The following is a 24,662-nucleotide window of genomic DNA, read 5'->3' as shown; positions in this document are numbered from 1 at the left end:
CGGGTATGGGACCCTGGGCCTACAGGTTGCTCCTTGGGTGGCTTTGTCTAGGATGGATCGCAGCCTGCCGCCCAGCAGAGGAGGGTATAAAGAGTCCGGATGGCCGTCTGGAAGTTCGGGTCGCGGTCGTCGAAGGCGTAGTGTACTACCAGATTTTCCGGGATGGCCAACCGGTGCTTGAACCTTCTCGGTTGGGACTGCTGCGTTCGGACGGTGACTTTCGCCAAAACTTGCAACTGGAGACGGTCAGTCCGATCGTGCCCATAGAGGAACGCTATACTTTGCGGGTAGGCAAGCGTCGCGTTAACCGTTATGTAGCTCATGAGCGTACGTACCGTTTCCGAAATGCTATGGGGCAGCAGATTGAGCTTTGCTTTCGGGTTTCGAACGATGGCGTGGCCTTTCGCTATCGCTTTCCAGAGCGCGATGCAGCCCCCCGAGAAATCCTTGAAGAGCTAACGACTTTTGATTTTCCCGACAGTGCGCGGGCTTGGCTCCAGCCCCTAGCTGAGCCGAAAAGCGGCTGGCGCCAGACGAATCCTTCCTACGAGGAATACTACCTGCAGGATATCCCGGTTGGGACGCCTTCGCCTACGGGTGCGGGATGGGTGTTTCCGGCCTTGTTTCGGGTAGGTGCCCATTGGGTGCTCCTTACCGAAGCCGATGTGGACAGCACGTTTTGCGGTGCACGGCTGCGCGCTGAGGCGCCCGGTGGCGCCTATCAAATTGGCTATCCAGATGCCCGAGAGGCGATCCCCGGACAGGGATATTTGCCCCGGAGTCCGCTGCCTTGGCAGACTCCTTGGAGAGTGCTTGTGGTAGGTGATCTTAAAACATTGGTGGAGTCGACGCTGGGGACTGACCTAGCCGCCCCAGCCATAGCCCTAGACACAACGTTCGTTCGCCCAGGCCGCGCTTCTTGGAGCTGGGGGCTCCTTAAAGACAGTTCTATTACCTACGAAGTGCAGCATCGCTTTATTGACTATGCAGCCAAGATGGGCTGGGAATACACGCTGATCGATGTTAATTGGGACTCAACGATCGGGTACGACCGGCTGGCGGAGCTGGCGCGGTATGCCGCTACGCAGGGTGTAGGACTGTGGCTGTGGTATAATGCTTCGGGCGACTGGAACACCACAACGTATCGGCCCAAAAGCCGCCTGCTTACCCGGGAAGACCGGCAACGCGAGTTTGCGCGACTTGCAGCTATGGGCATTCGCGGTGTTAAAGTAGATTTTTTTGGTGGTGACGGACGCTCAATGATTCGCTATTACCATGAAATCTTACAGGACGCTGCTGCTTATCGTTTGATGGTAAACTTTCACGGCTGCACGTTGCCGCGCGGATGGGCACGTACATATCCGCACCTTATGACGATGGAGGCTGTGCGGGGCTTTGAATTTGTCACCTTTACGCAAGCCGATGCCGATCGCGAGGCCAATCATGCAGCCATGCTACCCTTCACGCGGAACGTGTTTGATCCGATGGACTACACGCCGCTAAGCCTTTCTAGTATTCCAGGAATTCTGCGTCAGACAAGGCAAGGATTTCAGCTTGCCCTCACAGTTTTGTTTACTTCGGGCGTGCAGCACTTTGTAGAAACGCCGGAAGGCATGGCCCACGTGCCCGAAGCTGTACAGCGCTTTTTACGTACCGTACCGGTAGCCTGGGAGGAAACCCGCTTTGTGGCAGGTTGGCCTGGGAAGTTTGTCATCCTGGCCCGAAAGGATGCAAACGGGCGCTGGTACGTCGCTGGAATCAATGGCGAAGCGCAGGAAAAGGTGCTGGAGTTTACGTTACCTTTTCTGGAAGGAAGTCCTACGGGAGCGCTCTTTATCGATGCGCCGCAGCGCGACTTGTTGCTCCACGTCCCCTTGCGCTACGAAAGGGTACAGCGCCTTACGCTGCCGCCACATGGGGGTTTTGTGATTGTTTGGGAGCCTCAGGTTACTTTAGCAGACGAGTTGAGGCCCGAACGATAAGCTGTGCCGGCAAGATGATGCGTTCGACGGTATCCGGGCCACCGCGACCATTGGCACCTTCGATTTGGCGGATTAAGAGTTCGGCTGCTTTGGCTCCCATTTCGATTTTGGGCATGCGGACCGTTGTCAGCGGAATAGGCAAGTATTCGGCGATGGCGATATCGTCGTAGCCAATAATGGAGACCTGATCGGGAACCTTAATGCCCAGGTAGTGCAGGGCGCGCATGAGGCCAATGGCTACCAGGTCGTTATAGCAGGTAACGGCCGTAGGAAGGTTATTGTGGTGTTGCTGGAAGTATTCCAGGCCTTTTTCGTAGCCATCGCGCAGCCGCGCACCGGTATAGACAATCATGTCTTCCCGAAAGATGAGGTTGGACTCGCTGAAGGCTCGGCGGAAGCCCTCGATGCGTTCTTCGGTGTGGAGCGAGTAGCGAGGGCCAGCAAAGTGAATAATGCGTTCGTGTCCACCTTCAATAAGATAGCGTGTAGCTTCTTTGGAAGCTGCCACGTTGTCGACGTCCACGATGTTGGCCTGCAGGCCTAGTACGTTTTCAATAAGTACAAAGGGGATATGCCGGCGTTTGAGCTCAAACAGATGGGACAAGTCGGCTTGTTCTTCCAGGAGGGGATTAATAATAAGGCCGTCGACGTCCTTGTCAGCCAGCAGGTCGACGATGCGGTGTTCTGAGGCAAAGTCGCTTTCTGAGCTCGTGATCAGCACCGTGTAACCATGCCGGCTGGCCACTTCGCGGGCACCTAGGAAAATATCGGCAAAGTAGGGGTTGTCTACTTCCTTAACCACCAGGCCAATGGTTCGGTGCAGCGTCGGTTGTAGGCGACGGCGGGCTGCGCCACTGGGTCGATAGTTCAGCTTTTCAATGGCTTCCAGGACGCGGCGTCGGGTGGTGTCTTTGACCGTGCTTTTGTTGTTGAGTACGGCCGAAACCGTAGCATTTGAGACGCCCGCATATCGGGCTACGTCAGAGATAGTGACCCGCTTGGGGGGGGTTGGCTCTGCAGGCATAGGCAAAAAGGCTCATGATAGACAGCAACTGCTGCGATTTAACAGCACAAGCCTCTAAAAGATTCGAACGCCGTTGGACAGTGGTTTAAGGATTAGAATGTGAAAATCGAAATAATCTAATCCTTTTGATTTTTATCTAGCTTTTAGACATTGCAAAAAAGCGGTATTTCAAGAGGTGTAGGGTATTTTTTTATCCCCTATTGACGAAATAGCGAAATGATATTATAATATCGAAAAACTGAATAAACGATTAGATAATCAATAAAATTGAAAAGACACGCTGCTATGAAAGCTGGAAGCACGTTGAAGTCCCAGGATGTCTGGATGAAAAAAGTCTGGACGACGGCAAAAGCTTATCGAGGAAAGTGGTTGGGGTGGTGTATGGGGATGGTTGGGCTGTTTTGGTTCTTTGGAAGCGCTAACGTATGGGCGCAGCAGCAGGTATCGGGTACAGTGCGGGATGCGGCCAGTGGTGAGCCGCTGCCGGGCGTGAATGTGGTTGTGAAGGGGACCACGTTGGGAGCGGCCACCGATCTGGATGGTCGTTACCGCCTAGTTGTGCCTTCGTTGCAGGATACGCTGGTGTTTTCGTTTGTGGGCTATGAAACTCGGGAAGAGCCAATTGCCGGCCGAAGTGTGGTGGATGTACGCCTAGTGCCCACAGTGTTGCGGGGAGAGGAAGTGGTTGTGATTGGCTACGGTACCCAACGGCGCGTAGATCTGACGGGTGCGGTAGCTGTAGCAGATCCAGCTGAGCTCAAGAAGCTTTCGACCCCAACCTTGGCGGGCGCCTTACAAGGCCAGCTTGCTGGTGTAGCTGTTACCTCTAGCGGGGCGCCGGGGGAAACGCCCGAAGTGCGTATTCGGGGGATTACGTCCTTTGGTAGCAATGAGCCGCTATATATCGTTGATGGTGTTCCTGTTGATCGGATTATTGACCTAAACATCAGTGATATTGAATCAGTCCAAGTGCTTAAGGACGCGGCGGCAGCGGCAATCTATGGTACGCGTGCTGCTAATGGTGTAGTCATTATCACCACGCGTCGTGGTCAGCGTGGGTTGCGTGTGGAATATGAGGGTTCGGTCGGGGCAGCCAATATTTATCAGCGCTGGGATGTGTTGGAGCGTGAAGAATATCAGGCGCTGATGAACGAGATGGATGCGAATGCTGGACGGCCGCCTGCGCCGGCAAACGATCCTTCGTCACCTTTCTATGTAGACGACGTCGATACAGACTGGCAGGATGCGGCCTTCAAACCGGGTTTGATGACCAGTCATAATCTTACAGTTTCAGGCGGAGGTGAAGTAAGCACTTATAGCATTGCGGGGGGCTATCTGCGTCAGGAGCCCACCATGGTAGGGAATGCGCCCTCTTTTGAGCGGGTGTCTTTACGTGTTAATTCGGATCATCGCCGCGGACGCTTTTCCTTTGGTGAATCCATTTATCTAGTACATACCAAAACAATGCGGCAAGAAACGAGGCATGAAGAATCCATTATCCGGAACACGCTAGTAGCAATTCCAACGCTGCCTATCCATGATCCTAATCGTAAGGGAGGCTATGCAGGGGCTGATGCCAATATTCATAGGGCTATTTCACTAAATGTAGTTGGGGTTAATAATTTGATAGAGTCTCCTGTCGATGCTTATCGAGGACTACTCAACCTATATGGTCAGATTGATCTATTTTCTGGCCTTTCTTACAAGATTAATACAGCTGTAGATGTTACAGAATCAGAAGATTATCTTTTTGTGCCGCAGTTTGATATGGGATATTTCTTTACCGAACAGAATGGAACTTTGGATTACTTTAAGCGGCGGTATGTCTATTGGCTTTTAGAACATACGCTAACCTATGATCGCGTATTTGGTAGGCATCATTTTACACTTTTGGGTGGTGCTACTTGGGAAAAAGGAAATTATGTACACACTGGGGGAAATGCTCAAGGTTATGCTAATAGCAATTTCAAAACGCTAGAAGCCGGTAGTAATCCTAATAAAACTGTTTTTCATTGGAAATCGGCTAATGCACTTCAATCTTTTTTGGGACGCTTAAATTATAATTTTGCTGATCGCTATCTGCTTTCGGCGACTATTCGACGGGACGGTTCTTCCCGTTTCGGACGCAATAATCGCTATGGAATTTTCCCCTCTATTTCAGCAGGATGGCGCGTAAGCAACGAGCCCTTTTTTGACATTCCGTTTATTAATGATCTGAAAATTCGTGGCAGTTGGGGAAGGCTGGGAAATCAGAATATTGATGATTATGCTACAGCAGCAGTTGTTAATACCTATGCTCATTACAACTTTAATGACAACTTAGCACCGGGTGCTATTCAAGTGACGTTGGTTAATCCCAATATGAAGTGGGAGACGACAACCTCGTGGGATGTTGGGATAGATGCCACGTTGTTTGATGCCCGCCTTCAACTGACGGTCGACTACTATGATAAAACTACCGATGGTATTTTGGTGCGAGTGCCTATCCCTCTCTCCGTTGGTTCTACAGAAAATCCCTTAGTCAATGCGGCTTCTCTTAAAAATTGGGGATGGGAATTTTCAGCTACCTATCGCGGTCAACGAGGTTCACTGAACTATGAGCTATGGGGCAACCTGACCACTTGGAATAACAAGGTGCTCTCACTTGGCTACGGTGGTGAACCAATCTATGGATTTGCAAGCATTACTCAGGAGGGTGGGGAGATCGGTGCTATTTATGGCTGGGTAACGAATGGAATTTTTCAAAGCGAAGACGAAATCTGTCGGGATGCCACTGGCGCGACCTGCCGTGAACGGGGGTTAGCCTACCAAACCCCAGGTACAGCGCCGGGTGACATTCGCTTTAAAGATCTAAATGGTGATGGTATCATTAACGATCAAGACCGTACGGTGCTAGGTAGTGCTATCCCGGATTTCTATTACGGTTGGGGCTTTCGTCTGAATTATCGTCAGTGGGACTTTTCCTTACTCGCGCAAGGTACCTATGGCAACAAGATTTTTAACCATCCGCGACGCATGTTGGAGGCAGGTTTCCAGCAGGCATATGGCAATGCTGCTGAGACTGTAAAGGATCACTGGAGGCCAGATAATCCTGATGCTAAAATGCCAAGAGTTATTTACTTGGATCCTAACGGTAACGGGCGAGACTCCGATCGTTGGGTAGAAGATGGATCATACTTACGCGTACAGAATGTGACCCTAGGATATACGCTGCCGGCTTCTTTAGCGAGTCGACTAGGTATGGTCAGCTTGCGCGTCTACGTTAGCGCGGAGAATCTCTTTACACTGACGGGCTATAGCGGGCTTGATCCTGATTTGGGTGATGATGGCGCTCAGGTGGAAAATGATGCCCTCTTTAGCCGAGGAACAGATACAGGGGCCTGGCCCCACCCGCGGATTATCCGTGCTGGGGTTCAGCTTAGTTTCTAGCCGGATAGGAGAACCAAGAGCTTAGCTGGTTTAAATCGAAGGAGTCGATTATGAAAGCTGCCCAAACCTTACTGTTGCTACTGCTATGTGGGGGCTTGATGGTTGGATGTGATGGTAACTTTTTGGAGCTTACCAATCCCAACCTCCCCACCACAGATACTTTCTGGAAAACCGCTGATGATGCCATCAAGGCCGTAAATGCCTGTTACGAACCACTCACTTTTGATGGCATGTATGGACGTTTTATGCATATCCTACAAGATTTGCGAGCTGACGATGCAGTAGGGGATAGCCCATGGGGGGAAATCCAAAACGTTGGTCGATTTAATCTTAACGCGGCTTCGTTTGGGCCTTTCTTAGCGTGGCGCGATGCTTATAATGGCATCTACCGCACTAACCAAGTTTTGAAATATGTTCCAAATATCGAAATGGATCCAGAGCTAAAAGCGCGTCTTTTGGGGGAAGCTAAATTCTTACGGGCGTTTTACTATTTCCATCTTGTCAAGATGTTCAATAACGTCCCGCTTATTTTAGAGCCTGCCGAAAAGGAAGAACAATATCGCCAACCTCAGGCTCCCCCTGAGCAAGTCTGGGCACAAATCATTCAAGATCTAAAAGAGGCGCAGACTGTACTACCCCAGCGGTATACTAATGAGGCTGATATTGGGCGAGCAACCTGGGGTGCGGCCACAGCCTATCTAGGAGTAGCCTATTTATTTACGGGGCGCTATGCAGAGGCAGATGCTGAGTTTAAGAAAATAATTGACTCGGGTCTTTATCAACTTGTCGACGATCCTCGGCTGAACGGGGGGTATGAAGGAGAAAACAATGCTGAGTCCATTTTTGAAATTCAATTTTCACGCGAGGTAGGAGGTACCGTTCCAGGATGGGGAGGGACTCCTAACCCAAGTTGGGGCGAGACGCAGGCACGGTCGATTACGTATTCACCCCCCGGATTTGGATGGGCTGATACCAATCCCACACGCTGCTTGTATCAGACCTTTAAGCAAGAACGAACAGTAGATGGGCAGGATGACCCAAGGCTTCATGCTACGATGTTCTATTATCGCCCAGGAATGACAGTCTATGGCGTGCCGTGGGAACAGCTCTACGGAAACGACACAACTTCGGTTTACTGGCGCAAGTACCAAAGTGATATTCCGGGTGGAAATGAGTTTGATATGCGGTCAGGAATTAACATCCGAGTAATGCGCTATGCAGATGTGCTTTTGATGTATGCAGAGACCCGTAATGAGCTAGGAGATCAGGCTACAGCTGCACGCTACATCCAAATGGTTCGCAATCGTGCGCGCTTACCTAACCGGGAAGCTGAGTTTGCTGCCATGTCGCAGGCTCAGCTGCGGGAAGTCATCGCACGTGAACGCTTTTTGGAATTGGCTGGTGAAGGTAAACGGTTTGATGACCTTCGTCGTTGGGGATGGTTGAGTAATCCAGCTAAATTGGCCGAGTTACGCGCCTGTGATCCAGAATTCAACGGCTATGCGCCAGGAAGGGAGTGGTTGCCAATCCCGCAGGCCGAAATGGATGCTAACCCGCTGCTGCAGCAAAATCCAAGCTACTAGAGCTAGGGGATAGTCTGCCGGGCAGGCAGAAGCGGCAGACTATCCCTCCGTTCCCTACCAGAATCCAACAGTGAAAGACCATGCGGTATCGCCACCTCGTTTGTTTTATAGGATTAGTGCTGGGATTAGGACTGGCTATGCCGACGTCTGCCCAGCAGGCACGTATTAAAATTGATCCAGATCGTGTTATTGACAAAGTAGATCCTTTGATCTATGGCAGTTTCGTGGAGCACTTAGGGCGTTGTGTCTATGGGGGCATCTACGAGCCGGGTTCACCGCTGGCCGATGAAGACGGTCTGCGCAGGGATGTGCTTCAAGCGGTACGTGAGTTGGGCGTGACAATCCTGCGTTATCCCGGTGGTAACTTTGTCTCTAATTACCACTGGCTCGATGGTGTAGGGCCCGAACGTAAGCCTCGTTTGGATTTAGCCTGGCACGTCCTGGAGCCTAATACGTTTGGGACAAACGAATTTATGAAATTCATCCGGAAGGTCGGGGCCGAACCCTACTTTACGGTCAACATGGGAACAGGCACCATCGAAGAGGCCCAATGGTGGGTGGAATACACGAATGTAAAGGAAGGCCCATACTACGCGGAGCTTCGCAAACAGCACGGCTTCCCAGAGCCTTATGGGATCAAGTTCTGGAGCTTGGGCAATGAGATGGATGGCTTTTGGCAGCTTGGGCATCTCAGTGCAGAAGATTATGCCAAAAAGGCTCGTGAGGCGGCAAAGCTCATGAAAGCTACAGATCCCAGCATTCGGCTGATTGCCGCAGGCTCGTCTGATTTTCGCCCGGGTGCAGATCCCCAGCATTGGAATCGGGTTGTGCTTGAAGAGCTGAAGGATCATATCGACTACATTGCCCTGCACATTTACGTGGGTAATCCTGACAATAACTACTACAACTTCGTCGCTACGCCTTTAGAGATGGAGCGACGGACAGCAATCGTAAAGGGCTTAATTCAACAGGTGCTCTGGGGTTCACGTCGGGAGCGTCCAATTTACATTGCCTGGGATGAATACAACGTTTGGTATCGCGCACGCACCGGTGAAGCCCTGCGGGGCCGACGAGCACTTGAAGAGCGCTATAATCTGGAAGACGCTTTGGTCATTGCCGGTTTTTTGAATGGCTTTATTCGGCAGGCCGATATTGTGAAGATGGCAAATTTAGCCCAGCTTGTTAATGTAATTGCTCCCATCTTTACCAACGAACAAGGCCTGTTTAAGCAGACAATCTATTACCCCTTTCAGCTTTTTGCACGCAATGCGCACGGTACAGCTCTGGATGTGTTTGTGGATAGTCCCACTTACGACACCGAAGAGTTCTTCCTGGGCCTGGGTGAACGCACCACAAAGTTGGAAAACGTTCCTTACCTAGACGTTTCTGCAGTCTATAATGAAGAAAATGGGCGGCTGGTAATCAATGTCGTCAACCGGCACAAGGATCAGCCGATAACAACCGAGCTTATCGCTCAGGAAGGCCGTTTCCGAGGGCCTTTTGAAGTCTATGAAGTCAACGGGCCCGACATTAAGGCGGAAAATGACTTCGGCATCGAGCGCGTCAAAACGGTACGCAAACCCGACGTTAGCGCCAATGGTACGCGCTTTACCTATACTTTCCCTCCCCATTCCTTTACGCAGTTGATCGGACGTCTAGAACGGTGAAGGTGACAGGAGCACTGGAAAGTGGGTGGAAAGTCGACCATGCTTTCCACCCCACTTCCAGATTATGGAGGCATGCGTGATGCATACGATGCTAATTCGCTACGGATGGTTGGTGCTCCTTGGAGCAATTGGAGGAAAGCTTGGGGCCCAGCCTATCGACATCCGCGTGCATGATCCGGTGCTGATCCGCCAGGATTCGTTCTACTATCTTTTTCATACCGGTCGTGGCATTTCCCAATGGCGCTCTAAAGACCTGCGCCAGTGGGAACGCCTGGAACCCGTATTTGCTGAGGCTCCAGCCTGGACCGAGCAAGTCGTGCCTGGATTCCGCCAGCGCAATCATATTTGGGCCCCAGATGTGCTCTTCTACCGGGGGCGCTACTACCTTTTTTACTCTGTATCGGCCTTTGCAAAAAACACCTCAGCCATAGGCGTAGCCACAAGCCTGACATTAAACCCAGCAGACCCAGCTTATCGTTGGGAAGATCATGGGCCCGTGGTGCGCTCGGTTCCAGGGCGCGATATGTGGAATGCGATAGACCCCAATGTGGTCTTCGACGAGAAAGGACAGCCCTGGTTGGTGTTTGGTTCATTCTGGCTAGGAATCAAACTGGTCCGTTTAGACACCTCGCTAACGCGACTGGCTGAGCCCCAAGAGTGGTACACGGTGGCTGCTCGTCCGCGCACCATGACGCTAGATGAGCGTGACCCAGGTGACGGCGCCATCGAGGCCCCATTCCTTTTTCGAAAAGGAGACTTTTTTTACCTGTTTGTGTCTTGGGATTACTGCTGCCGAGGGGTGCGTAGCAACTATAAGATTGTGGTAGGGCGGGCTCGGGATATTCGGGGACCTTATCTAGATCGGGAAGGGCGAGACATGCGTCAAGGTGGTGGCACGCTCGTTTTAGAGGGCAATGAACGCTGGCCTGGAGTAGGTCATTGCGCGGTCTATACGTTTGAAGGGAGAGATTTTCTTGTTTTTCATGGCTACGACCGCTTGGATGAAGGGCGGCCTAAGTTATGGATTTTACCGCTTCTCTGGGATAGCGAAGGCTGGCCTTTGGCGTCTTTGGACGATTGACGAGCGTAACGCGAAGGCCTATGCGCTGCTATAAGCAAACTTTACTTAGATGGCTTGCTTTCCTTGGGGTTGTAGGAGTAAGTGCCTGTGCTGACAAAGGGGTAGAGCCAGAACTACAGGAGGAAACATGCACGGCAAGTGTAGCAGACTATACCCCGCTGGTGCAAGTAGGTGATATTGCAGCGCATGACCCAGCAGCGATTTACGTAGAAGAGGAAGGCGCATTTTACTTGTTCTCCACAGGCCACCGCATTCCTATTCGCCGATCCACCGATTTGATTAATTGGCAACTGGCTGGGTTTGTATTGCCTAATGATGTACCTCAGTGGTGTGCGCAGTCTATCGCAGGCGTTCAATTCCCTTGGGCACCGGACATTTCGTTTTTTAACGGCAAGTATTACCTCTACTATGCTTGCTCAGGAGGTCAGCAACATTCGGCTATTGGCGTAGCTACCAATGTCACATTAGATCCGTATAGCCCAAATTATCGCTGGGAAGATCAAGGTAAAGTAGTCGAGACGCGTCCTAATCAAGATCCCTATGGCTCGATTGACCCCAACTTCATTTTAGACGAGGAAGGCAACCCCTGGATGGTTTGGGGCTCTTATCTGCGCGGGATTTACTTGCATCGCATTGATCCGGCAACGGGAAAGCTACTCAATCCTGACTACGAGCACTATACTACCTTTTACCACTTAGCAGAGCGCCCGATCGAACGAGCCATTGAGGCGCCGTTTATTGTGCGGCAAGGTAATTATTACTATTTATTTGTCTCTTTTGACGCATGCTGCCAAGGAGCAGCGAGTACTTATCGGGTGATGGTAGGCCGCTCAGTGGCGATTACGGGGCCGTATGTAGATCAAGCAGGTCGGTCCATGTTAACAGGAGGGGGAACGCTCTTGTTGCAGAGCTATGGACGCATACGGGGGCCTGGTCACAATGGGGTGTTTCGAGATGGTCAGGGGCGTTGGTTCTTTGTGCATCACTTTTACGATGGGCTGGATGGGGGGCGTATAAAGATGCAGGTGCGATCGCTATTGTGGCGTAATGGTTGGCCCGTAGTGGGTGAGGCCTATGATGGAAAGTATCCTGGAGAAGCTTTAGAAGTAGCGGCTTTGGATCTGGCAGGGGTGTGGGGATACTCGGTGGATTACGGACAAGGAGTACGGCTGCGACTTCAAGACGATGGTAGCTTAGAGCAATGCGGCAGTAACGGCTTGTGGAGCAGGCTTGGGAATTGGCGTGTGGAAGGATCAGAGTTGGTTTTAACCGTAGGTAGTGTAGAGGAACGTTTGGTATTAGAGCCCCAAGGTCGTTGGGCGGTTGGACGAAGCCAGTCGGGCCAGGTGCTGCGGGCTTGGAAAACGGTGTCTTGAAGGAAGCATGGGGAACTCAAGAAGCATTGCAATTAACCTTATCGTTAAGCTAAGCAGCTTCCTGCTTATTCTATGGGGCTGTCGACAGGGTAGGCCTTCGCAATTTGTACTACGTGACCCCGAAGAGAGCGGCTTAACCTTTCAGAACACCATTCACGAAGACGCACGTCACAATCTCATGACCTTTTTTTACCTCTATAATGGTGGCGGTGTAGCCGTAGGTGATATCAATAATGATGGATTGCCAGATTTATACGTAACCGGAAATATGATATCTGGCAGGCTCTACTTGAATCGAGGGAATCTACGCTTCGAAGACATTACCGAACGTTCGGGAATTGTTGTCACTGGTTGGGCTACAGGAGCTACGTTTGTCGATATCAACGAGGATGGATGGCTAGATCTTTACATTTGCCGCTCAGGAATGTATCCACCTGAAGAGCGAGCTAATTTGCTATTTATTAACAACGGAGATCTAACCTTTTCTGAGCAAGCCTCACGCTATGGTATAGCCGATACAAGCTATTCTACACAAGCAGTCTTTTTTGATTATGATAGAGATGGATATCTCGATATGTATTTGCTTAATCATTCTATGCTTGATTTACAACCAAATCGAATTCGACCTATTGATTCTACTGGTTATGGGATTGGAAATGATCGTCTGTATCATAATGAAGGCAATGGAACATTCCGAGACGTGACTTTAGCGGCAGGTATTCGCTATCCAGGTATGGGACTGGGTGTTGTTGTAGGAGACGTTAACCGTGATGGTTGGGATGATATCTATGTAGCTAATGATTTTATGGCTAGCGACTACCTTTATCTAAACCAGGGTAATGGCACCTTCAAAGAAGTAGGCAGGCAGGTCTTTAAACACTTCAGCTATTCAGCGATGGGGGTCGATCTGGCTGACATAAATAACGATGGCTGGCTCGACCTGGTCGTTGTCGAAATGCTTCCCCCCGATCATGACCAGCGCCAAAGGATGGCCTTCCCACTAACGAGTTTTGGGTATTACCAAGCTATGCTTCAGGAAGGGTATCACTATCAGTATTGGCGCAATACCCTCCAGCTCAATCATGGGCTGAATGCCCAGGGGAAGCTTACCTTCAGTGAAGTGGGACAGCTAGCAGGTATTGATGCTACCGACTGGAGCTGGGCCCCTTTGCTAGCGGACTTCGATCACGATGGCTATCGAGATCTCTGGATTACCAACGGTTACCGCCGAGCTGTAATCGACATGGATTTTATCAAAGACCGCATGATCCCAGTCTTACAACAGGAACGTCGGTTAGGTACCGATTCGGTGCAGCGTCGGCTGATCTCCATGGTTCGGGAGTTGTATGATCTGGCACGGCCTGACGCTGTTTTTCGAAATCGTGGTGATGGTACCTTTGCGTTGGTAAGCAAGGCGTGGGGGATTACGGACCCTTCTTTTTCTAATGGTGCAGCGTATGCAGACTTGGATCGCGATGGCGATCTTGATGTGATCGTCAATCGGATTGACCAGCCGATTGCGCTTTACGAAAACAGAGGTGGGCAGGGGCATTACGTCCAGCTCGATTTGCGCGGTCACCCACCCAACACACGTGCTTTAGGAGCTTGGGTTGAAGTCTATTGCGATAGCCTGCATTGGGTGCAGCAGCATTACGTTGTGCGAGGTTACCAGTCGTCGGTTGATTATGTGATGCATTTGGGGTTGGGCTCGTGTGCACAAATTGACTCACTCAAGGTGCGTTGGCCTAATGGGCAGCAAACGAAATGGATTCGTTTGCCAGTCGATACACTGCTGGTACTGCATCAGCCTGAAGGACCAGGTGCGTTCGTTAAGCCTCCTGATATTCCTCAGGGATTGTTGGTAGAGCGCACTGATCGGTTGCCCCCGTATCGCCATATTGAAGATCTTTACAGCGACTTTATCCGGCAGCCGCTCTTGCCACGCACGTTTTCACAGCTAGGTCCTGGCTTGGCTGTAGGTGACGTGAACGGCGATGGACGTGAAGATTTCTATGTCGGGGGCACCTACGCCCAGGCAGGATGGCTGTTTTTGCAGCAACCTGAGGGTTTTTTCAAAGCAGGCCCGATAGACCCTACAGCCATGCTGGAGGATCAGGGGGCATTGTTTTTTGATGCAGATGGTGATGGCGATCTAGATTTACTTGTGGCTAGCGGTAGTGGAGAGTTCCCTGAGGGATCAGACTATCTGCGAGATCGACTGTATCGCAACGATGGTCAGGGGCAACTGATATGGGATCCCTTAGCTCTCCCGGAGGCACGCACAAGCAGCTCTGTCGTCCGAGCGGCCGATTTTGACCAAGATGGTGACCTTGATCTGTTCATTGGCGGACGGATGCGACCGCTGCGCTACCCATTACCTGGACGCAGTTACTTACTGCGCAATGAAGGGGGGCGCTTTGTAGAGGTAACGAACGATATCGCTCCTGGCTTGGGTGAGGCAGGCATGGTGAACGATGCACTCTGGAGTGATTACAACAACGATGGTTGGCCTGACTTAATTGTAGTAGGTGAGTTTATGCCTGTTCGGGTATGGCAAAATCAGGAGGGACGCTTTCGTGAAGTCACGGCAGCATTAGGTTTAGCCCATACCCACGGTTGGTGGAATAGCATTACTGGCGGCGATTTCGATCAAGATGGTGATATTGATTATGTGGCGGGAAATACAGGACTAAACTCGCGCTTTCGCGCTTCTAGGCAAGAGCCGATACGTGTTTATGCAGCTGATTTTGATGGAAACGGGCTTATTGATCCGATCATGACTTTCTATCTGCAGGGTCGGGAAGTGCTGGTTCCGCGCATGGATGAGCTTTTCATGCAGGTCTTGCTACCCCGAGCACTGCAGGTGAGTTCATATGCTACCTACGCTCGGTCGCACTTAAGAGACTTGGTCTACGAAACGCAATTAAAAGGGGCCTATGTGGCCGTGGCGTATCAGCTAGCCAGTAGCTATCTGGAAAATCAGGGCGATCGCTTTGAGGTGCGCCCGCTACCCTTAGCAGCGCAAGTAGCTCCTATTTTTGGGCTCCTGGCCGAAGATGTGGACGGCGATGGCTCACTGGATCTTTTGGCCGTGGGCAATGACTATGCTACGGATGTGCTAACTGGCCGTTATGATGCGTTTATCGGGCTGTGGCTGCGCGGAGACGGCAAAGGGAATTTGCACCCTGTATCTCATAGGGAAAGCGGCTTTTTTGTGGACGGTGACGCAAAGGCGCTGGTGCGCCTTCAGGTTAAAAATGAACCCGCTTACCTGGTAGCACAAAATCAAGGCCCACTGCATCTTCTGGGCTACCGGAGCGCTCCTCCTGTAAGCTGCTGGCCATGGCCATCTGAGGCTGTTTATGCGCAGCTTCACCTGCCTGCCGGCCGCGTAGAGCGACGCGAGCGGTACTGGGGCAGTGGGTATCTTTCGCAGAGCAGTGCTACGCTTTGCGTTTCTAAAAAAGTGCAGCAAGTGACGTTTCATGCCGCCCAGGGAAAAACTGTGCAACAATGGGTTCCATAATTATGCGGGCATTTTTTTGCCTTTTGGTGGGCATAACGCTTTGGAGCAGCTTATCCGGGACGTTGCGCGCTCAGCCCCTAACCAAAGAAACCGACGCGCGTTACCAAGAGCGACTACGGGCCTTTGCCTTTCCGTTCGAGGCGGTGCAGCTGCTCGACAGTCCATTCAAAGCGGCTATGCAGCGGGATGCGGCCTATTTGTTTTCGCTGGATCCTGACCGATTGCTTAGCCGATTCCGCCGCTTTGCGGGCTTAGCTTCCAAGGCGCCAGAGTATGGGGGTTGGGAGTCGCTGGGCATTTCCGGACATACCTTAGGGCATTATCTTTCTGCCCTGTCTATGTACTATGCAGCTACGCGGGATAGCCTTGCAAAGACACGTATTGCGTACATCGTGCAAGCCTTAGCCGAAGTTCAGCAAGCCCATGGCAACGGCTATGTTGGCGCTATTCCAGAAGGCGAGCGTTTGTGGTCCGAAATTGCACGGGGTGAACTCTGGGAAACGAAGCCCTTTTCCTTAAACGGCGCCTGGGTACCTTGGTATACCCTGCACAAGCTGTTCGCCGGGTTACTGGATGCCTACTGGTACGCAGCAAGTCAACAGGCGCTACAAATCGCTATAGGCTTGGCCGATTGGGTTTATGAAACCACAAAAAACCTAACCCCGGCGCAATGGCAGCAGATGCTGCAGACCGAACATGGGGGTATGAATGAAGTGCTGGCCCATTTGCATGGCCTAACGGGTAATCCGCGATACCGTGAGCTAAGCCAGAAGTTCTATCATGCCACCGTGCTTTCACCACTGGCCCGAGGCGTCCCAAACCTGACCGGCCTCCACGCCAATACGCAGATTCCCAAGGTGATCGGAGTCGTGCGACAGTATGAACTGATCGGAAGCGATTCGCTGCGGGCCATCGCCGAGTTTTTCTGGGAAGAGGTAGTGCAGCATCATACGTATGTAATCGGGGGCAATTCGCAAAACGAACACTTTGGCCCACGCGACAGCCTAAGCCGTCGACTCGATGAGCGCACGGCCGAAACTTGTAACACCTATAACATGCTGCGTCTAACGCGCCACCTTTTTGCGCTTAACCCCGAAAAAGTGCGCTACGTCGACTACTATGAACGGGCCCTGTACAACCACATCCTGGCCTCGCAAGAGCCGCATAAAGGTATGTTTACCTATTTTGTATCTCTTCGGCCCGGCCATTTTAAAACCTATTCAACCCCAGAGGACGCATTCTGGTGCTGCGTCGGAACGGGCATGGAAAACCACGTCAAATACAATGAATTCATTTACTTTTACAATGGGGATACGCTCTATGTGAACCTGTTTATTCCTTCAGAGCTCACGTGGAAAGAACGGGCACTAACCGTGCGCCTGGAAACGGCTTTCCCAGAAAGCAATCAGGTGCGGTTGAAATTCAATCCTGAAATGACGCAACGCCTGGTGGTGCGGGTGCGCCATCCTTCGTGGGCCCAAGGAAGTCTGGAGGTGCGCCTTAACGGTGAAGTGCAGCAGCTAGCGAGCCACCCAGGAAGCTATCTTACCCTAGATCGTCTTTGGCATCCAGGAGATCAGCTTGAGCTTACCCTACCCTTACGCTTGCACGTCGAGACAATGCCGGACAATCCAGATCGATTTGCCATTTTGTATGGCCCAATCGTGCTGGCCGGCGTTTTTGGTAATCGGGGATTACCTGAAGGGGGAGCCTACGCGCGGAATCAATGGGACTTTTTCAACTGGCCAGCCCCTTCTGTACCACGCCTATGTGGCGATCTGAACCGTGTGGAGACCTGGGTCAAACCGCTAGCTACAAGCGGTGAGCTGCGTTTTCATACCGTTGGCGCGGGTCAGCCTGCCGACGTGCTGCTTAAGCCCTTCTACGAGGTCCACCACGAACGCTACACGATCTACTGGGATCGGTGTAGATAGTCCCCCTACAGCAACACATTATGGTCATGATATAAATTTTTGTGTTGACTTTTAAAACCGGTTTATTTTGTTTTATACCGATACTTTATCCATCATAACAGGGATATGGCTCCACGCAGTGCTTGGTTCAAGGGACTGCTGCTCTGCATGAGCATAGCTTCAGCCTATGCGCAGGAAAGGGCATCGTCCCTGACGTATGTCGATAGCCAAGGCGTCTGGCGATGGGTAGCTACCGATGCCGAGGTCGCCCTATTCGGCGTCAACTACACCACTCCTTTTGCGCATGCCTATAGGGCCCACCAGCGGCGGCGTGTGGATTTGCGGCGGGCCATTGAGGCCGACGTTGCGCATCTAGCCCGGCTGCGCCTAGACGCCTTCCGGATTCATGTGTGGGACCGAGAGATTACGGATCATCGAGGTAATCTTGTTGAGAACGAGCACTTGGACCTGCTGGACTACCTCATCGCTCGGCTCAAAGCCCAGGGTATTGCCATTGTGCTTACTCCTATCGCCTGGTGGGGCACCGGTTATCCAGAGCCTGATCCTAAAACCGGAGGCTTTTCAGACAACTACACGAAGTGTCAGCTTACGGCTGATACGCTTGCTTGGCGTATTCAGGCAAATTATCTGCAGCAGTTTATTCAACATGTTAACCCGTACACTGGATTGTCCTATCGGGACGATCCAGACATTTTGGCGATTGAAATCTTCAACGAGCCCTGTCACCGAACTGCACCCGATACCACTCGCCTGTATATCAATACACTGGTAGCGGCACTACGGGAAGCTGGGCTAAACAAACCGATTTTTTACAACATCAGCGAAGGTTATCATGAGGCACACGGGCAAGCTGTTTGCGAGGCAGATGTTCAGGGCATCACGTTCCAGTGGTATCCGACCGGACTGGTCCGAGGCCGAATGCTGGAAAGCAACATGCTGCCTAACGTCGACCGTTATCTCGTGCCTCCGGCAGCTTTTCCAGCTTGCCAGAACAAAACCCGCATGGTTTATGAGTTTGATGCAGCTGATGTGGGCGGTTCGTACATGTATCCGGCCATGGCGCGCAGCTTTCGTGCAGCTGGCTTCCAGTGGGCGACGCAGTTTGCCTACGATCCTCTTTTTATTGCTGATGCCAATACAGAATATCCTACGCACTATGTAAACCTGGTTTATACGCCTTCGAAAGCCGTCAGCCTAATGATCGCCGGAGAGGTTTTTCGCCAGCTTCCACGGGGCGTCTCAGCGGGAACGTATCCCGAAAGCGCGCGCTTTGGGCCGTTTTGGGTGGATGCAACCCAGGACGTAAGCGTGATGGCCGCGGATACGGTGTTTTACTACACCAATACGACAAGCGCAATGCCACCGCAGCCGGCCCAGCTCCGGCATATCGCGGGTGTAGGCAGCTCGCCTGTTGTGGATTATGAAGGGACCGGGGCTTACTTTTTGGATCGATTGCAGCCTGGTCTGTGGCGGCTTGAAGTTTATCCTGATGCGTTCTGGATTACCGATCCGTTTGGTGCCACCGGTCTTCATCGGTCTGTGGCGCGTTTGGTGGCACGTGAGCGCCGGATGCGCGTGCGTTTGCCAGATTTGGGATTGGACTTTACGGTAGAGCCCCTCAATGCGGGCAATACGCATCGTCCGGCTGTTCATGAGGGTACGTTTGGCATACGTCCAGGCGTATATGTGCTGCGTGCCCGCCATGTTGCGGTCGATGCGGTAGCGCTGCGGCCGGCTCCTTTCTACGTGCCCCCCATTCCCGAAGCACCACCGCTCGTAGTGCATACGCCTCCTGAGGTGCTCGTAGCGGACACTTCTGCGCAGCTCAAAGTGCAGCTTGTGGCCTCTTGGCCTGTCGATTCGGTGTGGCTTTATGTGCGGCGTGCAGGATGGCGTGGTTTTCAAGGGGTACGCATGGAAGCTTTGGGGGGCGATCGCTATCGGGCAGTGTTGCCTGCTTCGGTGCTGCGACCGGGTAAGCTGGAATACGCTGTGACGCTTTATCAGGCAGGAAACGCGTACACCTTTCCCGGGGGTGAGCCGCGTGCACCTATAGACTGGGATTTCGCAGGCCGCACTTTTTGGCAGACCATACTGGTTGCACCTGGGGCGCCCTGGGTGTTGTTTGATGCAGCCCGGGATGTCACTAGGCTGCTGCTACCGCGTTTCCGAAGAGATTTCCGTTTTTCGGTTGAAGCGGTGCCGACGGACGTGCCGGGCCAATGGGCCCTTGAAGTTACCACGTCGGGTCCGGATCCAGAATCGGGTGTGTTTGCGTTCCGCGTCGAGCGGGCTATGGCTGCGCAGTTGCAACAGGTCGCAGCCTTACGGGTGCGTGCTCGAGCTTTGGAAGGGGTGCAGGTGTTGGAGCTTGCACTTGTTGACGACGAAGGCGTCGCCTGGGCTGCGACGCTTCGCCTCGATAGCAAATGGCGTGACTACACCGTGCCGCTCCGTTCGCTGCGCCCCGTTCCTTTGGTTTTGCTGCCGCGGCCTTATCCGCAATTTTTGCCGTACTTTCTGGAGGCCACGGTACGTAAGCCCCACGTAGACCCTGCGCGTATAGCAGGGATTCAAGTGGTCGTGCGTCCTACAGGCAAGGCTGCTTTTGCCCTAGGCCCTGTGATGCTAACCCCTTAAGGGATTGCGGAGGCGCAGCCATCGCTGTCGGTTGAAGCACTACGCCAAAGCACCTCCGCAGTGATATTGTGACCGAGGGGGTAGAAGGCCGGTTGTTTGCCGAAGTGCTTTTCATAAGCCTGGCGAACGCAGGCTTCCAGGGTTGAGCACGCGTCGCGGTGGACGAGTACGACCACGCATCCTCCAAAACCGGCGCCAGTAAGGCGCGCTCCCAGCACGCCTTCGACGCTTCGCGCTACGTTGACGATGAGGTCGAGAGGGAAAGCGCTGACCTCGTAGAGGTCGCGCAGGCTGTCGTGTGAGGCGTTCATGCACTGGCCAAAGTCCTCAAGGTGTCCTTGCTCTAGGTCGGTTACAGCCTCAAGCACGCGGCGGTTTTCTTCGACAACGTGCCGGCAGCGTCGCCAAATAAGCGGTGAAGGGTGGTTAGGATAGGCCCAGAGCAGCTCAGGCGAAACGTCGCGCAGCGCGCGAATTGAAGGATCAATGCTTTGGAAAAAGGCTACGCCAGCTTCACATTCAGCCCGGCGTTCGTTATAGCCCGACGTGGCCAGGGCTCGAGGGGCTTGGCTGTCGATGATCACAAACATCCAGTCTGTTAGCTGAACCGGTACGTGGCGATAGGCCAAAGTACGGCAGTCTAAAAACAGCGCATGCCCTGCACGTCCCAGCCGGGAAGCAAACTGATCCATGATGCCGCAATGCACGCCCACGTACGTGTGCTCTACATGCTGGCACAGCCGGGCAGCCTCTTCGCCAGACATCGCAAAGCCAAACATGTTCTGGAGCGTGACCAACGTGGCCACTTCGAGCGCAGCCGACGAGCTCAGACCGGATCCTAGCGGCACATCCCCATAGACTACTCCCTCAAATCCGGAGGGGAGTAGGCAGCGGCGGTGCAGTTCGGCCACAACGCCTCCGATGTAGTGCACCCAGCGCGTGCCTTTGCCCGGCAGGGCATCCAGCGAAAACGTAGCCCATTCAGCAAAATTTAGGGAATAGAGCCGAACGTTGCGATCCGATCGGGGGCGCAAGGCCATGTAAACAGCCTGCGCAAGCGTCATCGGCAATACAAAACCGTCGTTATAGTCGGTATGGTCACCGATTAAGTTGACGCGACCTGGCGCGCGTGCAACCATCACCTGACGGGTATCTCCAAAAAAATGCTGAAAGGCGGTTAATAGCTGGTTGAGGACCGTTTCCATTAAAAGCGAGCGTGTCATAGGCCACATCCTAAACATTACCAAAACAGGAGGTAAAGCGAGGCGGTCAGAGCTACAATGCCCAGTCCTAGCCAGCGGAGTCGAGGATCGGTCTCCATGGAAATGGGCGGGGTGTTGGGCAGGCGGGGCGGTTCGGCAAGCGGCCGCAGCTTGGTAACGATCAGCATAAAGGCAGCCAGCACGAGAAACGTGATCATCATGTGATGCAAAAAGGCGACTTCTGGTAACTTCCAGAGCAGCAGGCCATAGACCGGAATACCCAGAAACATCGCCCCAATAGCGGCTTCGGGTGGCGTACGCTTCGAGAAAAGCCCAAAAAGAAAGGCTGCGGTAATGCCAGGCGAAATGAAGCCCCAAAACATTTGGATATACTGAAAAACACTGCCGGTTTTGGCAACCACTGGTGCCCATAGGCAGCCAAAGATCATAAAAGCCGTGGTAGCCAGGCGCCCTATCGTTACTAGCTGGCGGGGAGAAGCCTGACCTCGCTTCCAGTGCCGCTGGTAGAGATCAACGGTGAAAATCGTTGCTGCAGAGTTGAGCAATGCGGCCAGGGTACTCATTACGGCTCCCATCAAGGCAGCCAGCATGAACCCGCGCACGCCCACAGGGACAAGCTCCCGAATTAAGATGGGATAGGCTTGGTCAGGTTGGGCAACCTTGTTAGGATAAAGCAGCGCGGCCATAATGCCGGGAAATACAATAATGAATGGGATAAGCAACTTGAGCAAAGCAGCTAGCAGGATGCCTTTCTGACCTTCCTTAAGGCTACGCGCTCCTAGCGTGCGCTGCGTGATGAACTGGTTTAGCCCCCAATAAAACAGGTTAGGAATCCAGAGCCCCCCAATAAAAACAGCTACCCAAGGCATTTCAGGGTGATCCCAAGGAAGCACCGTGTGCAACTTATCGCCTGCCTGCTCAAAAAACACCCCAACGCCTCCAAGGGCCTGAAAGCCCAGCACCGTTACCAGCAGTCCTCCTAGCAGGAGCATAATGCATTGGAGCATTTCGGACCAGGCGACCGCTTTTAAGCCCCCATAGACCGTGTATATTCCTGCTAGTAAACCGATAATCCAGATGCCTTTGGGTGTACTAATGCCAAAGATGGCCTCTATCGCTAAGGCACCTGAGTAAAGCACTGTCGCCAACGCCACAAATACATACGCCAGCATCATAAAAACCGTCATCACGGTGCGGGCTGCAGTGTTGTAGCGGTATTCCAAATATTCAGGCATGGTATAAATGCCAGCCTGTAGGAACTTGGGCAGAAAGAAAAAGGCGACCAGCACGAGCGTGACAGCAGCCATCCATTCGTAGCTGGCAATGGCCAAGCCCAGCTCAAAGCCGCGTCCCGCCATGCCCACGAAGTGTTCCGTGGAGATGTTTGCGGCAATGAGCGAAAAGCCGATAATTCCCCAGGTCAGCTTACGACCCGCCAAGAAGTAATCTTCCCCGGTTTCTTCTTTGCGCGACGCATAGATCGAAATGCCAATGACCAAGGCGGTAAACAGCGCAAAAGCAATCCAGTCTAGCCAGATAAACATCGTCGTTAAGCGGTTACAGATGGTTCCGTGCGAAAGTGGATTTCTGAAAGTCTGCGAAGCTGCGCGGCAGCGGCTTCAGGCGTCAGGTCCCGCTGTGGCATAGCCAGCATTTCATAGCCTACCATAAACTTGCGGATGGTGGCCGATCGCAAAAGCGGCGGATAGACGTGCAAATGCAGATGCCACTCTGGATGCTGCTGCCCATCGGTCGGTGCCTGATGAAAACCGGCTGAGTACGGAAAAGACACCTGAAAAAGATTATCGTAACGTACCAGCAGACGCTTGAGGATATCGGCTAGGCCCTGGCGTTCGGCTTCGGTGAGCTCAAGTAAGCTAGGGACAGGGCGGCGACTGACCACCAGGGTTTCAAAAGGCCAGATAGCCCAATAGGGGACCAGCGCGACAAAGTGTGCGTTTTCGCAGACGATCCGCAGACCCAAGCGCAGTTCAAGCGCCAGATAGTCGCCAAGTAGCGTGTTTCCCGTGCGGTTATAGTAGGCTTGCTGCTGCAGCGTTTCTTTCCATGGCTCATTCGGTATGGTTTCCTGCGCCCAGATCTGACCATGAGGATGGGGATTGCTGCAACCCATCACTTCCCCTTTGTTTTCAAAAATCTGCACGTAGCGAATTTCCGGAAAGCTTCCTAGCTCGGCATGCTGCGTCGTCCAAACCTCGACAACCCTTCGGATAGCGTCGGTATCCATCTCAGCGAGCGTAAGGTCATGCCGCGGTGAAAAACACACAACGCGGCAAAGGCCACGCTCTGCATGGGCTTCCAACAGGTCGCCAAAGGTTTCCTGCGCTGCCGGAGCATCTAGGCGCAGCGCAGCAAAGTCGTTATCAAAGACAAACGTTTCGGTGTAATGGGGATTGCGATGGCCACCAGCACGCTCGTTCCCTGGGCACAGGTAACATTGGGGGTCATAAACAGGACGTGTCGCTACCGGCAGGGACTCAAGCTGGCCTTGCCAAGGTCGCTGCGCCCGGTGAGGGGATACCAACACCCATTCACCGGTGAGCAGATTCCGCCTCCGGTGCGGATAATTTTCTAGACTGCAAGCCACTTCGATCGAGTTAATTTATCTTGAACCGGTATATATCCCAATTGAACGATAAACTATGTTTTTGTGCAGAGACCTTCAAAAGACGAGTGTTAAGCTTGCATGAAAATTGTCGTTGCAGGTCTGCTTTAGCCTAAATGTTTAGCCGATCGCCTTGGAAAGGGATGCCCAAGAGGAAACGGCTTGGGTGCCTCATTGTTGACTGGCATTTTGTGGTAGGGCACTAACCGAAGACATGCCATGCATCCTGGACTGCAAACGATTGGGTTGTTGGTTTTGTCAAACGTGTTTATGACGTTCGCCTGGTACGGGCATTTGCGGCATTTGGGTGATCGGCCCTGGTATGTGGCTGTAGTGGTCAGCTGGAGCATTGCGCTGTTCGAATATATGTTGCAAGTCCCAGCCAACCGCATTGGATTTACGGTTTTTAACCTGGCCCAGCTGAAGATCTTGCAGGAAGTGATTACACTAAGCGTGTTTATTCCGTTTGCCGTGTTTTACATGCAACAACCGCTCCGGTTGAATTACCTTTGGGCTGCGCTCTGCCTTCTAGGAGCAGTGTATTTTATTTTTAAAGGATAAGCTTACGCGT

Annotated in this window: 14 protein-coding genes; 10 read left to right on the top strand and 4 right to left on the bottom strand. The window is 52.6% G+C overall.

The features are described 5' to 3' along the window. The first annotated feature begins 5 nt into the window (after positions 1 to 5). Complete coding sequence (locus tag J8E65_RS00280) at positions 6 to 1,982, top strand: glycoside hydrolase family 97 protein (RefSeq protein WP_210373352.1); 1,977 nt, start codon at positions 6 to 8, stop codon at positions 1,980 to 1,982. On the opposite strand, the gene J8E65_RS00275 is transcribed toward J8E65_RS00280, so the two are convergent. Further along, positions 1,948 to 3,006, bottom strand: a complete 1,059-nt coding sequence (locus tag J8E65_RS00275) for a LacI family DNA-binding transcriptional regulator (RefSeq protein WP_210373351.1) — start codon at positions 3,004 to 3,006, stop codon at positions 1,948 to 1,950. The genes J8E65_RS00280 and J8E65_RS00275 overlap by 35 nt on opposite strands. 285 nt (positions 3,007 to 3,291) lie before the next feature. On the opposite strand from J8E65_RS00275, the gene J8E65_RS00270 reads away from it, so the two are divergent. The 8 genes from J8E65_RS00270 (at position 3,292) to J8E65_RS00235 (ending at position 20,242) form a co-directional block, all read left to right on the top strand. Beyond that, positions 3,292 to 6,435 (top strand): SusC/RagA family TonB-linked outer membrane protein, encoded by a 3,144-nt coding sequence (locus J8E65_RS00270; protein WP_210373350.1) that lies wholly within the window; start codon positions 3,292 to 3,294, stop codon positions 6,433 to 6,435. 50 nt (positions 6,436 to 6,485) lie between these two features. Beyond that, entirely contained in the window at positions 6,486 to 8,018 is a 1,533-nt protein-coding gene (locus tag J8E65_RS00265; RefSeq protein WP_210373349.1) for a RagB/SusD family nutrient uptake outer membrane protein, read from the top strand. A gap of 80 nt (positions 8,019 to 8,098) precedes the next feature. Next, positions 8,099 to 9,685 carry an alpha-N-arabinofuranosidase gene (locus tag J8E65_RS00260; RefSeq protein WP_237181483.1) on the top strand — a complete coding sequence of 529 codons (1,587 nt, stop codon included), beginning with the start codon at positions 8,099 to 8,101 and terminating at the stop codon, positions 9,683 to 9,685. 79 nt (positions 9,686 to 9,764) lie between these two features. After that, entirely contained in the window at positions 9,765 to 10,766 is a 1,002-nt protein-coding gene (locus J8E65_RS00255; protein ID WP_237181482.1) for an arabinan endo-1,5-alpha-L-arabinosidase, read from the top strand. 20 nt (positions 10,767 to 10,786) lie between these two features. Then, a complete protein-coding gene (locus J8E65_RS00250; protein WP_210373348.1) occupies positions 10,787 to 12,142 on the top strand; it encodes a family 43 glycosylhydrolase in 1,356 nt (451 codons plus the stop codon). Positions 12,143 to 12,320: 178 nt separating this feature from the next. After that, positions 12,321 to 15,668, top strand: coding sequence for a VCBS repeat-containing protein (locus J8E65_RS00245; protein ID WP_210373347.1), 3,348 nt, complete (start codon positions 12,321 to 12,323; stop codon positions 15,666 to 15,668). Continuing rightward, positions 15,656 to 17,602 carry a glycoside hydrolase family 127 protein gene (locus J8E65_RS00240; RefSeq protein ID WP_237181481.1) on the top strand — a complete coding sequence of 649 codons (1,947 nt, stop codon included), beginning with the start codon at positions 15,656 to 15,658 and terminating at the stop codon, positions 17,600 to 17,602. The genes J8E65_RS00245 and J8E65_RS00240 overlap by 13 nt, the downstream gene beginning before the upstream one ends. Positions 17,603 to 17,707: 105 nt before the next feature. After that, complete coding sequence (locus J8E65_RS00235; RefSeq protein ID WP_237181479.1) at positions 17,708 to 20,242, top strand: glycoside hydrolase 5 family protein; 2,535 nt, start codon at positions 17,708 to 17,710, stop codon at positions 20,240 to 20,242. Here J8E65_RS00235 and galK read toward each other — a convergent pair. The 3 genes from galK to J8E65_RS00220 are packed head-to-tail and all read right to left on the bottom strand — an operon-like array spanning position 20,239 to position 24,073. Next, positions 20,239 to 21,465: a galactokinase gene (galK, locus tag J8E65_RS00230; protein ID WP_237181478.1), complete on the bottom strand. Its 1,227-nt coding sequence runs from the start codon at positions 21,463 to 21,465 to the stop codon at positions 20,239 to 20,241. The genes J8E65_RS00235 and galK overlap by 4 nt on opposite strands. Before the next feature lie 17 nt (positions 21,466 to 21,482). Then, positions 21,483 to 23,009 (bottom strand): solute:sodium symporter family transporter, encoded by a 1,527-nt coding sequence (locus J8E65_RS00225; protein ID WP_210373346.1) that lies wholly within the window; start codon positions 23,007 to 23,009, stop codon positions 21,483 to 21,485. Positions 23,010 to 23,014: 5 nt separating this feature from the next. Beyond that, positions 23,015 to 24,073, bottom strand: a complete 1,059-nt coding sequence (locus tag J8E65_RS00220; RefSeq protein ID WP_210373345.1) for a UDP-glucose--hexose-1-phosphate uridylyltransferase — start codon at positions 24,071 to 24,073, stop codon at positions 23,015 to 23,017. 237 nt (positions 24,074 to 24,310) lie between these two features. Between J8E65_RS00220 and J8E65_RS00215 the strand changes: the two genes are divergently transcribed. Beyond that, positions 24,311 to 24,652: a DMT family protein gene (locus J8E65_RS00215; RefSeq protein ID WP_210373344.1), complete on the top strand. Its 342-nt coding sequence runs from the start codon at positions 24,311 to 24,313 to the stop codon at positions 24,650 to 24,652. Positions 24,653 to 24,662 lie beyond the last annotated feature (10 nt).

Origin of the sequence: Rhodothermus bifroesti (genome assembly GCF_017908595.1) — a bacterium.
Taxonomy (GTDB): Bacteria; Bacteroidota; Rhodothermia; order Rhodothermales; family Rhodothermaceae; genus Rhodothermus; species Rhodothermus bifroesti.
This window is presented reverse-complemented; position numbering and strand designations above follow the sequence as displayed.